The sequence below is a fragment of the Pseudomonas sp. NFACC16-2 genome (genome assembly GCF_900119205.1).
Taxonomy (GTDB): domain Bacteria; phylum Pseudomonadota; class Gammaproteobacteria; order Pseudomonadales; family Pseudomonadaceae; genus Aquipseudomonas; species Aquipseudomonas fluorescens_Q.
In genome coordinates this window covers 151063-164287 of the sequence record NZ_FPIX01000003.1, presented here as the reverse complement: position 1 = coordinate 164287, position 13225 = coordinate 151063, and the positions used below count along the sequence as shown (strand labels likewise).

The window sequence follows — 13225 nt, the reverse complement described above, 5'->3', positions numbered from 1 at the left end:
CTGGGGGAGCTCGCTCGCGATGAGGTCTTCATAGACGCCGCAAAACTACATTCCTTCCAACTCCGCCATCAAATCATTCAACCGATCCACCTTCTCCTCGGTGATCTCGCTGGCCGCCAGCCCATCGATGTAGTCGGCCAGTTCCTGCACCGTGCTGCATTCGAACATCGCCCGCAGCGGTACATTTCGTTGCAGGGCCTTTTGCACCCGTGAGGCGATTTGCGTCGCCAGCAAGGAATGCCCGCCCAGTTCGAAGAAGTTGTCCCGTACCCCTACCCGCTCGACGTTCAGCACCTGGGCCCAGATGTCTGCCAGGGTCTGCTCCAGTTCATTGCCAGGCGCCTGGTAATCCTGGCTTTGCAACTGACCGATCTCCAGGGCCGGCAAGGCCTTGCGGTCGAGCTTGCCGTTGGCGTTGAGCGGCAGGCGCTCGAGCCACAGCCAGTGCAGCGGCACCATGTATTCCGGCAATTCGGCCCGCAGGCGCTGCTTGATGCGCTCCAGGCGTTCGGCGGGTTTGAGTGCCGAGTCGGTGGCGACGAGGTAGCCCACCAGATGCTTGCCATTGGCGCCCTCCTGCACGCCTACCGCCCCATCACGCACTTCCGGCTGTTCATGCAAGCGCGCCTCGATCTCACCCAGCTCGATGCGGTAGCCGCGGATCTTCACCTGATGGTCGATGCGACCGACGTATTCCAACACCCCATCGCTGCGCCGCCGCGCCAGGTCGCCGGTGCGGTACAGCCGCTCCCCCGGCGCGCCGAACGGATTCGGCACAAACACTGGGGCGGTACGCAGGGGATCGCTGACATAACCGCGGCCAACCCCGATGCCCGCCACGCACAACTCACCCACCGCGCCCAGCGGCACCAGGTCCAGCGCGCCGTCGAGCAGGTACAAACGGTTGTTGTCGGTGGGCGTGCCAATCGGCAGATACGTACCACGGGTCGAGGCCAGGTCCACCCGGAAGAACGCCACGTCGTCGGAACATTCCGCCGGGCCATAGGCGTTGACCAGACCGATGTCCGGATAACGCAACAACCACTGGTGGGCCAGTTCCGGCGGCATCGCTTCGCCGGTGGGCAGCATCCAGCGCAAGCCGTCCAGACCGATGCGTTCCTGGGCGAGCATGCCTTGGATCAGCGACGGTACGCTTTCCAGCACGGTGATGCCCTGCTGCTGCACATGCTCCAGCAGCCCTTGCGGGTCGTGGGCGATGGCGTTGGGCACGATGTCGACCCGGGCACCGAACAACGGCGCGGCGAGGAACTGCCAGACCGAAATATCGAAGCTTTGGGAGGCCGTCTGGGCGATGACATCCGCCTCGCTCAGCGCCAGGTACGGCACTTTGCTCAGTTGGTTATTGAGCATCCCTCGCTGCTCCACCATCACGCCTTTGGGCAGGCCGGTGGAACCGGAGGTGTAGATCACGTAGGCGAGGTTATCCGGCCCGCTGTAGACCCCTGGGTTTTCCAGCGAAAGAGCGCTGGCCTGGACGGCTTCCCACACCAGCAACTTTGGTCGTCCGGAACAGGCGAACTCGTCCAGCAATGCCTGGGCCTGGGCCTGGCAGGCCTGGGTGCAAACCAGTAACGGCGTGCGACTCAATTCGACGATGCGGCCCAGGCGCTGGCTCGGCAGGCCGGGATCCAGCGGCAGGTAGCCGGCACCGGCCTTGAAGCTGCCGATGATCATACCCAGCAACTCGGCATCCCGTTCGGCCAGCAGCGCCACTGGCTGATCCAGGCCGACACCGGCAGCGATCAGGGCGTGGCCGAGGCGGTTGCTGCGTGCATTCAGCTCGGCGTAGCTGTAGCTCGTGTCCAGGCAACTGACCGCAGGGCGGTGGGGATGAGCCGCGACCCGCGCCTCGAACAGCTCGACGTAGCTCTGTTCCAACGGATAGGCATGCTCGCTCTGGTTGCAGCCTTCGATCAGGAAGTCCTGCTCTTGGGCACCGATCAGCGGCAACTCGCTCATGTCACCGTGCAAGCCCTCCATCAGCGCCAGCAGCAGCCGCTTGAACTCACTCAGCAGGCCCTGGACGGTGGCTTCGTCGAAGTAGCGCTGGTCGTAGGAAAGGTGCAGCCCCAGATCATCTCCCGGGTAGCAGACCGCCGTCAGCGGGAAGTTGGTGTGGGTGCGGCCCGAGTCGGAGGTGGCATTGAGGCTTTGGGCACGGTCCAGCACCGAGACTTCCACCGGCGCGTTCTCGAACACGAACAGGCTGTCGAACAGCGGCTGGCCCTTGGGCAGTTCGCTGGCCTCCTGGATGTTCACCAGCGGCAGGTATTCGTACTCGCGCAGTTGCATGTTGTGGGCCAGCAAATCGCTGAGCCACTGGCGCACGCTGCAGCGTTGATGGTCCTCGGGCATCTGCACGCGCAAGGCGATGCTGTTGATGAACAGCCCCACAGTGCGTTGCATCTGCGGCAGCTCCACCGGGCGCCCAGCCACGGTGACGCCGAACAGCACGTCGCGCTCGCCGCTGACCCGGCGCAGGACCAGGGCCCACGCCGCCTGGGCGAAGGTATTGACCGTCAGTTGATGGGCCTGGGCCAGTTCCCGCAGCCGTGCGCCGTCCCGGGTATCGAGACGGGTGTAGCAGTCGCCGACGATCATGCCGCCGCTGTCACCGGCGTGCTCGCGCAGGAACGGCCGGTCGCCAGGGATCGGCGTGGTCCGCTCGAAGCCTTGCAGGTTGTGCTGCCACCACTGGCGGGCTTCGGCCAGGCTCTGGTGCTGCAACCAGCCGATGTAGTCGCGATAGCGCGGCGGCACGGTCAACTGCGGTTCGCGGTTTTCACCCAGGGCGGTGTAGATCTCGAAGAAGTCATCCATCAGCAGCGAACGGCACCACGCATCGATGAGGATGTGGTGGTTACTCATCATGAACCAGTAGCGTGCCGCGCCGACCCGAATCAGTCGCAGGTGGAACGGCGCCTGGTTCAACAGATCGAAACCGGCCTCGCGCTCGTCCTTGAGCAGGGCCTGGAGCTTGGTTTCCTGGGCGTCTTCGGGCACCTCGGACCAGTCGAGATAATCCACCGGCGTGCTGCCGGGCCGGTGGATAATTTGCAACATGTCTTCGCCAACGTTCCAGCAGAACGACGCGCGCAAGGCTTCATGCCGGGCAATGACCGCCTGCCAGGCCTGGGCAAAACGCTGCGGGTCCAGTTCGCTGTTGATGCGGTAGCGATCCTGCATGTAGTACAGGCCCGTGCCCGGTTCCAGCAAGGTGTGCAGCAGCATGCCTTCCTGCATCGGCGTCAGCGGGTAGACGTCCTCGATCTGCGCGGCCGGCACCGGCAGGCTGTCGAGCTGGCCCTGGGTCAGCTTCGCCAAGGGGAAGTCCGATGGTGTCAGGCCGCCCGCCTCGTCTGTCAGGCAGTGCTCGATCAGGCGTTGCAACTCATCGAGGTAGGCATCGGCCAGGGTCGCGATGGCCTGACGATCATGCCGTTCGCGGCTGAACGTCCAGCGCAGCAGCAACTCGCCACCGCTGACCTGGCTGTCGACACTCAGCTCATTGGGCAGCGGCGCATCGGGATCGTGGATCGCCCCCAACGGCGCCTCCAGCGGCTGGAACAGCGCATCATGACCCAAGGTCTGGTCAAGCTGGCCCAGGTAGTTGAAGGTGATCGCCGCATGCGGCAGGTTGGCCATCGTCTGGCGAGTCGCGGCGTCGGCCAGGTAGCGCAATACGCCATGGCCGAGGCCCTTGTGGGGCACTGCGCGCAATTGTTCCTTGATGGCCTTGATAGACGCTCCGAAGCCTTCGGCCGCTGGGCTCAGGCGCACGGGATAGACGCTGGTGAACCAGCCGACGGTGCGGGTCAGGTCAAGGTCGTCGAACAGCGCTTCGCGGCCGTGGCCTTCAAGCTGGACCAGGGCCGAGGCATGGCCGCTCCAGCGGCACAGCACACGAGCCAGGGCGGTAAGCAGCAGGTCGTTGACTTGGGTGCGGTAGGCGCTCGGCGCCTGTTGCAACAGTTGCCGGGTGCGCTCGGCGTCCAGGCGCACGCTGACGGTTTCAGCGTGACGTTCCAGGAGCCCGCCCTCGGGATTCGCACACGGCAGCGGCACCTGCGCGCCGCTCAACTGTGCTTGCCACCACGCCAGTTCTTCGCGCAGAGATTCGCTGCCGGCGTAAGCCTGCAAGCGCGCGGCCCAGTCCCGCAATGGGCTGGTCTTGGCCGACAGTTGCGCTGCCTGCCCGATGGCGAGCGGGCGATAGACGGTTTGCAAATCGTCCATCAACACCCGCCACGACACACCATCGACCACCAGGTGATGGATGACGATCAGCAACCGTTGCTGGCCGTCGGGGAACTGCGCCAGCACTGCGCGCAGCAATGGCCCGGTGGCCAGATTGAAACGGCTCTGCGTCTCGGCAAACAACGCTTCGCAATCCTGCGCGGTGTCCACGGACACGTGCCGCAACAGCGCCGCACCAGACAACGGCTGGTGCTCGGCCCGCCAGTGCCCGGTGCTTTCGTCGAAGCCCAGGCGCAAGGCATCATGGTGCTGGAGAAGGCTGCGCAGTGCCTGTTCCAGCGGTTGCGGCGCCAGGGCCGTAGTCGGCTCCAGCACCAGTGCCTGGTTCCAGTGATGCCGGTTGGGGATCGGGCGCTCGAAGAACCAGTGCTGGATCGGCGTCAACCCGGACTCACCCTGCAACAAGCCCTGCTCGGCAAGCACCTGCTGGCTGCGCGTGGCAACCGCGGCCAAAGTCTGTACGGTCTGGTGCTGGAACAAGTCCCGGGGCGTGAAATGAATGCCCTGCTGCCGGGCGCGGCTGACCACCTGGATGGACAGGATCGAATCGCCGCCCAGCTCGAAGAAGTTATCGTTAAGGCCCACTTGCCCGACGTTCAGCACGTCGCACCAGATCGCCGCCAAGGTTTGCTCCAGGGCATTGCTCGGCGCCACGTAGTGTTGGCGATTGAGTTCGGGATCGGGCATCGGCAAGGCGCGCCGGTCGAGCTTGCCGTTGGCGGTCAGCGGCATGCTCGCCAGCAGGATCAGGTGCGTGGGTACCATGTAGTCCGGCAACTGGGCCTTGAGGTGGTTTTTCAAGGCGTCGCGCAGGGCCGCTTGTCGCCCGTCGTCCTGGCTGGCGACGTCGCTCACCAGATAGCCGGCCAGTTGCTTGCCCCCCGGCGTGTCGAGGGCCAGGACCACGGCCTCGCGCACCGCGTCATGTTCCAGCAAACGGGTTTCGATTTCCCCCAGCTCGATGCGAAAGCCGCGGATTTTCACCTGATGGTCGATCCGTCCCAGGTACTCCACCAGCCCATCGGCACGCTGGCGCACCAGGTCGCCAGTGCGATAGAGGCGTCCGCCCTCGGTGGCGAACGGGTCGGCGACGAAACGCTCGGCGGTCATCCCCGGACGCTGGTGATAACCCTGGGCCAGACCGGCGCCGCCCACATACAACTCACCCGTGGCGCCTGGCGGCACCAACGCCAGGTCGGCGTCGAGGATATACGCCACCCGGGCCCCGATCACGCTGCCAATCGGCACACTGGCCGCGCCCTCCTCCAGTCGCTCCGGAGCCAGGCTTGCCAACGGCATGACCACGGTTTCGGTCGGGCCATAGGCGTTGAAGAACAGGCTCGGGTTGAACGCCGCGCGAATGCGCTGCAAATGCTCGCCCGTCAGGGCTTCGCCACCGGTGATGCACATGCGCACCGGCAGGGTCTGTCCCTGGGTCGCCAGCCACTGCGCCAACTGGCTGCCGTAGCTGGGGGTGAAGCCAAGAATGTTGATGCGATGCTGGCGAATCAGCCCGCAGATTTCCTCGGCGTCCCATTGGCCCTGGGCCCGCAGCACCACGTGGGCGCCACTGAGCAATGGCACCAGCAGACGTTCAGTGGCCGCATCGAAGTTGATGGAATAGAAATGCAGCTCGCAATCGTCCGGGCGCATGCCGAAACGCTGGATCACTGCCTGGCAATGCATGGCGATTTCACCCTGGGACACCACCACGCCCTTGGGCTTGCCGGTGGAGCCGGAGGTGTAGATCAGGTAGGCCTGGTGTTGCGGCAGGTTGTTCAGCGGCAGCGCGTGATCCGGGTACTGCGCCAAGGCCGGCGAATCATCTTCCAGGCACCAGCAGCCCACGCCGTCGGGCAATGCACCGAGGGCCAGGAACATCGCCCGGTCACTGAGCAGCAGGCTGACGCCGCTGTCCTCGATCATGTAGCTCAAGCGGTCCAGCGGGTATTCCGGGTCCAGCGGCACATAGGCACCGCCGGCCTTGAGAATCGCCAGCAGGCCAATGACCATTTCCAGCGAACGCTCCAGGGCCAGGCCGACACGTACCTGCGGCCCGACGCCTCGCTCGCGCAGCATCCAGGCCAGACGATTGGCACTGCTGTCCAGTTGCGCATACGTCAGGGTCTGCCCGGCAAAAGTCAGGGCCGGCGCATCGGGACGCATCCGCGGCTGCTCGTCGAACAACTCATGGAGGCATCGATCCAGGCGATGCTCACCGGGCTCGACGCCCAGGCTGTCGAGCAGTTGTTGCTGCTCGCGGGTGTCCAGCAAGGGCAGTTCACCCAGGCGTCGGGACGGATCGTCCAGCAACGCTTCCAGCAGATTGCGCCAGTGCCCGGCCATGCGCGCGATGCGCGGTTCGTCGAACAGGTCGGTGCTGTAGGTCAGGCAGCAACCCAGGCGCTGGTCCAGGTCGGTGACTTCCAGGTTGAGGTCGAACTTGGTGGCCCGGGCGTCGTTGACCAGGTATTCCACCGTCATGCCGGCCAACGTGCGGCTCTGCTGGAACTCCCAGCGCTGCACGTTGCACATCACCTGGAACAGCGGGTTGTAAGCCGCACTGCGCGGTGGTTGCAGGGCTTCCACCAGATGATCGAACGGCAAGTCCTGGTGGGACTGGCCTTCGATGACGGTGTGGCGCACCTGTTCGAACAGCTCGCCCACCGACATCTGCCCGTCGAGCTGGCAACGCAACACTTGGGTGTTGAGAAACGCACCGATCAGCCCTTCGCTTTCCGGGCGGATGCGGTTCGCCACTGGCGCGCCGATGCGCAAGTCGGTCTGGCCGCTGTAGCGGTAGAGCAACACGGCCAGGGCGGCGGTCATGGTCATGAACAGGGTCAGGCCCTGTTGCGCGTTGAAGGCACGGACCCGCGCCGCCAAATCATCGCTGAGATCGAAACGGAACAGTTCACCGCGATGGCTTTGCACCGACGGACGCGGGCGATCGCCGGGCAGCTCCAGCAGCGGATGTTCGCGACCCAGTTGCGCGGTCCAGTAGTCCAACTGCCGTTGACGCTCGCCGGACTCCAACCACTGACGCTGCCAGACGCTGTAGTCCAGGTACTGCACCGGCAAAGGTTCCAGGGGCGATTCGCGATCGTCGATAAAGGCTTCGTACAGCGCGCTCAGTTCACGGGCGAAAATGTCCATCGCCCAACCTTCGGTGACGATGTGGTGCAGCGTCAGGACAAAGTAATGCTCATGCTCGGCGGTCTTGACCAGACAGGCCCGCAGCAGCGGCCCGGTTTCCAGGTCGAAGGGTTGGTGGGCCTCGCTGTCGGCCAGTTGCTGCACTCGCTGTTCGCGGACATCAAAGGCCAGCATCGAGAAGTCCTTCCAGTCCATGCGCAGGCCCGTCTCGCCGTGCACCTGCTGGTGGGCCACGCCGTCAACGCTCGGGAACGTGGTGCGCAGGGTTTCGTGGCGCAGGATCAACGCCTGCAAGGCCGCCTCGAAGCGCCCGACATCCAGCACCCCGCGCAAGCGCGCCATGCCACCGACGTTATAGGCCGGGCTGTCCGGCTCCATCTGCCAGAGGAACCACATGCGCTGCTGGGAGTAGGACAGCGGCACCGGTTGGCTGCGGTCAACCTTCTCGATGGGCGGCTGGCGATTGGTCTGGCCGCTGGCCTGGATCAAGCGCACTTGTTCGGCGAAAGCGCCCAGCTCGCTCGCCTCGAACAGCGCCCGTAATGGCAGTTCCACGTCACAGGCCTGGCGAGTGCGGGAAATGATCTGGGTCGCCAGCAGCGAATGACCGCCGAGGGCAAAAAAATCGTCCCGCAAGCCGATGCGCGCCAGTCCCAGCACGTCGCGCCAGATGCCGGCGATTTGCTGTTGGAGGGCACTGACCGGCTCGACATGCTCGCGCACCTGCCATTGCGGTTCAGGCAAGGCGCGGCGATCGAGCTTGCCGCTCGGACTCAAAGGCATGGCGTCCAGGCGCAGCAGTTGGGCGGGCACCATGTAATCCGGCAGTTCGGCGGCCAGGGCGGCCTTGAGCCGGGCGTTCAATTCATCCTGGCCTTGGGCGACCTCCGGCGCGGTGTAGTAACCGATCAACTGCGGGCCGGCCGAGGTGTCGCGCACCAGCACCGCGACCTGGGCGACGCCGTCCTGGGCCAGCAGCCGCGCTTCGATTTCCTGTGGCTCGACCCGAAAACCGCGCAGCTTGACCTGCTGGTCGAGGCGGCCAAGGTACTCGATCACGCCGTCGGCGCTCCAACGCGCACGGTCACCGGTACGGTACAGCCGCGCACCGGCCTGTCCCAATGGGTCGGCAACAAAACGCTCGGCGCTCAGGCCCGGACGCCCGAGGTAACCCCGGGCCAGGCCCAGGCCGCCAATGCACAGCTCGCCTGGCACACTGGCCGGCACGGGATTGAGGTCACTGTCGAGTACCCGGCACAGGACGTTGCCCAGGGGACGGCCGATAGGCGAGCGCTCACCATCGGCCTCGGTGCAATGCCAATGGGTGACGTTGATCGCGGTTTCGGTCGGGCCGTAGCGGTTGTGTAATTGCACCGACGGCAGTTGCGCCAACACCCGGTTGCGCAGTTCGGCGGGCAAGGCCTCGCCACCAGAGAACAGCCGGCGCAGGCTGGTGCAGCGGGCGCTCAGCGGCTCTTCGATAAACAGGCTGAGCAGCGGCGGTACGAAGTGCAGCGTGGTGACGCCAAACTGCTGCACCAACTGGGCGATGCGGTGCGGGTCACGGTGCTCGCCGGGGCCAGCCAGGACCAGTTGACTGCCGGTGATCAGCGGCCAGAAGCACTCCCAGACCGACACGTCGAAACTGATGGGGGCCTTTTGCATCAGCACATCGGTGGCATCGAGCCCATAGGTCGCTTGCATCCATTGCAGGCGCTCGGCCAGGGCCGCATGGGTGTTGCCGACGCCTTTGGGCTGGCCGGTGGAGCCGGAGGTGTAGATCACGTAGGCCAGGTGGTCGCCGTGCAGGTGCAGGCCCGGCGGGTTGCTCGGCCATTGTTCCAGGTGCAAGGCGTCCATGGCGATGACACTGACGCCGTCGCAGGTTGGCAAACGCTCCAGCAACGCGGTCTGGGTCAGCAGCAGGTCGACGCCGCTGTCGTCGAGCATGTAGGCCAGGCGTTCGGCCGGGTAGTCCGCATCCAGCGGCACATAGGCACCGCCGGCCTTGATGATGGCCAGTACACCAACGAGCAACTGCGGCGAGCGCTCGCAGGCAATCGCCACGCACACGTCCGGGCCCACGCCCTTGTCCCGCAGGTAATGGGCCAGGCGATTGGCCTGGGCGTGCAGCTCGGCATAATCGAGTTGACCACCGTCCCAGCGCAGGGCGATCCGTTGCGGCGTGCTGCGGGCCTGCTCGTTCAACAGCTCCGGCAGCCATTGGCTGGCCGGCGCGCATGGGGCCGCGCTCCACTGCTGCTGTTGGCTGTGTTCATCGGCGCTCAATAACGGTACATCGCCGATGGCTTGCTGCGGATCGGCACAGACCGCCCGCAACAGGTTGCAGTAATGGGCTGCCAGCCGCTCGATGGTCGCCGCCTCGAACAGTTCGTCGGCGTAGTCGAACGACAGGGTCAACCGGCCGTTGCGATCTTCTTCGCTGTGCAATTGCAGGTCGAACTTGGCTTCGCGGCTGTGCCACGACAATTCCTCGGCCAGCAGCCCCGGCAGACGGCGCAAGGCACCCAGGTCACGCTGCTGGTGGTTGAACATCACTTGGAACAGGCCTTGCTCGCGCGCCTCGGGAAACGCTTCGAGCAATTGTTCGAATGGCAGGTCCTGGTGGGCCTGGGCCCCGAGCGTGGCTTCCCGGGCCTGGGCCAGCAACGCGGCAAACGGTTGACGGGAATCGACCTGCCCGCGCAGGACCTGGGTGTTGATGAAGAAGCCGATCAGCCCCTGGGTTTCCAGGCGCGGACGGTTGGCGTTGGGCACGCCGATGCGAATGTCGGATTGCCCGCTGTAACGCTGCAACAGCGCCTGGAAGGCTGCCAGCAACAGCATGAACGGCGTCGCGTCATGGGCCTGGGCCACGTGGCGCAGGGCCTCGCCGAGGTCCTTGTCCAGGCGCAGGCTGTGCCGCGCGGCGCTGCGCTGGCGTTGCGCGCTGCGTGGATGATCCGTGCCCAGCGCCAAGGCCGAATGTTCCGCGTCCAGTTGCTGCTTCCAGTAGCTCAGTTGGCGCTCGGCCTCGCCCTGGGCGAGCCATTGGCGTTGCCAACTGCCGTAGTCGGCGTATTGCAAGGGCAATGGCGCCAGTTCAGCAACCTGGCCTTGGGAGGCGGCGGCGTACACGCGGGAGAACTCTTCGATCAATACATTCATCGACCAGCCGTCGGCGATGATGTGGTGCAGCGTCACCAGCAGTTGATGGTCATCCTCGTCGAGGCGCAACAGGCTGACCCGCAGCAGCGGCCCCTTCTCCAGATCGAACAGCGTGGCCGCTTCGTCTTCTCGAACCTGCCGCGCCCGGGCTTCGCGCGAGTCGGCAGGCAGGTCGCCGAGGTCGATGACATGCAGCTTGAATTCCCCTGCTGGATCGACCTGTTGCAGGGCCACGCCATCGCGCTCCAGGAACCGCGTGCGCAGGGACTCATGACGCTCGATCAGTTGCTGGAAACTGCTGCGCAACGCGTTTTCGTCCAGCGCGCCGCGCAGGCGCAAGGCGCCGGGAATATTGTAGGCATGGCTCGTCGGGTCAAGCCGCCAGGTAATCCACAAACGGTTCTGGGCCAGGGATTGCGGCAACGCTTCGTCCCGCGACAATGCGCTGATCGCTCCTTGAGGCTGGCCGCCGTCCTGTTGCTGGTTCGCCACCGCTTCGGCGAACGCGGCCAGGGTCGGGGCTTCGAACAGCAGGCGCAGGTTCAGTTCCAGCCCCAGGATTTCCCGTAGCCGGGCGATCACCTGGGTGGCGGCGATGGAATTACCGCCCAACAGGAAGAAGTGATCGTCAGCCTGGACTTGTTCGACCTGCAGTTGCTCCCGCCAGATTTGGCCGATGAGCGTTTGCAGCTCGGAGGACGGCGCAGACTCATCAGCGTCTTCTACCTCGGCTGACGGGAACTGTGCATAACTGTCCAAGCTGCCGTCGGCCAATCGACTGCGACACGCCGAGCGCTGCAACTTGCCGCTGGAGGTCTTGGGCAACGCGCCGGGATTGAGCAGCGCCACCACGCTCGGGGCTTGCTGGCAGGCCTCGGCCACGGCCTGGCGAATAGCTTTGATCAAGGCTTCGGGCGGCAGGATTTTCTGCACGCTGCGGCTGATTTCCGCAGCGATGCCAATGCCTTCCTCGCCGCCATCGTTGACCGCGAACGCGGCCACGCGCCCCTTGCGCACCACCTCCACTTCGCGCTCGATGGCTTGCTCGATGTCCTGGGGATAGAGGTTATGCCCGCGCACGATCAGCAGGTCTTTCAGGCGACCGGTGATGAACAGCTCGCCGTCACGCAGGAAACCCAGGTCGCCGGTACGCAGCCAGGTCCGGCCATCGTGCTGGACAAAGGTCTTGGCGCTGGCTTCGGGGTTGCGCCAATAGCCCAGGGCGATGCTCGGGCCGGCAGCCCAGACTTCACCGACCTGGTTGTCAGCCAACGGCTGCGCCGTAGCGGGCTCGACGATCAGCACCGCGTGCCCGGGCTGACTGACACCGCAACTCATCACCGCACTGCCCTGCCCCGGCTCGGCTCGGTTTTGCGCCAGTGCCGCATCGTCCACCCGCAACGAAGGAATGCCGTGACGGCGTGGCGTGCCGGCGACGAACAGGGTCGCTTCGGCCAGGCCGTAGGAGGCCATGAAATTGTCCGGCGTGAAACCGCACGGGGCGAACTTCTCGGCAAACCGCTCCAGCGTGTCGAGGCGGATTGGCTCGGAACCGGAATAGGCCACGCGCCAGCCGCTCAGGTCGAGACGCTCCAAGGCCGAGTCACTGACCCGTTCGCTGCACAGCCGATAGGCGAAGTCCGGGCCACCGCTGATGGTGCCGCCGTATTCGCTGATCGCTTCGAGCCAACGCAGGGGGCGGGCCAGGAAGTAGGCCGGCGACATCAGCACGCACGGGACGCCGCTGAACACCGGCTGCAGCAAACCGCCGATCAAGCCCATGTCGTGGTACAGCGGTAGCCAACTGACGATGACGTCATCAGGGTTCAGGTCGATGCCAAAGCCATGGCGGATCAGCAACTCGTTGGCCACCAGGTTGCCGTGGCTGACCTGCACACCCTTGGGCAACGCGGTGGAGCCGGAGGTGTATTGCAGGAAGGCAATGTCATCGTCCTGCAGCGTCGGCATCCGCCATTGCCCGGCGCGGGCCGGGTCGAGGGTATCGACACACAACACCGGCGGCGCCGATTCGATGGCTTGCAACGGCTCGCGCAGATCACTGCGGGTGAGCAACAGGCGCGGTTCGGCGTCGGCAATGATCGACAGCAAGCGCTCTTGATGATGGCGACGGGTGGACTCCGGCGGATAGGCCGGCACGGCAATCACCCCGGCATAGAGGCAACCAAAGAACGCCGCAACGTAGTCAGGGCCGCTGGGGAACAGCAGCACGGCGCGATCACCCAGCGCGGCCTCGGCCTGCAAAGCGGCGGCGATGGTCCGGGCACGCAAGTCCAGGTCGCGATAACTCAACACCACACCCTGCCCGGGGGTGTCGGCAAGGAAGCGCAGGGCCACCCGGTCCGGCGTCAACGCGGCGCGGCGCTGGAGGGCATGAGCCAGGGTGCTGGGGAATTCGAACGCGTCGGTCATGGGGGTTTCCTGCCTGAATTCGGCTTGCAAGTTGTCCCCCATGGAACGGATAGCCGCGGCAAATAATTAGTCGGGCAGCCGACTCACCGAGGCCTGCGGCGAAGCAGCCAGCTGCCAGGCACCGCGGCAATGGGTCGCGGTGCCGAGGCTGGACTTTATTGCATCAATAATTCTTCTTCTCAATTGACAATCA

The 13225-nt window shown here is 65.2% G+C and carries 1 protein-coding gene; it reads right to left on the bottom strand.

Going from position 1 to position 13225, the window contains the following annotated elements; all coding sequences use genetic code 11:
- Positions 1-45: 45 nt before the first annotated feature.
- Positions 46-13032: a non-ribosomal peptide synthetase gene (locus BT116_RS05090; RefSeq protein ID WP_072340686.1), complete on the bottom strand. Its 12987-nt coding sequence runs from the start codon at positions 13030-13032 to the stop codon at positions 46-48.
- Positions 13033-13225 lie beyond the last annotated feature (193 nt).

Bases quoted from the DNA above. Each gene is read 5' to 3' on its own strand.
- BT116_RS05090 (WP_072340686.1), bottom strand. From the start codon at position 13,032: ATGACCGACGCGTTCGAATTCCCCAGCACCCTGGCTCATGCCCTCCAG.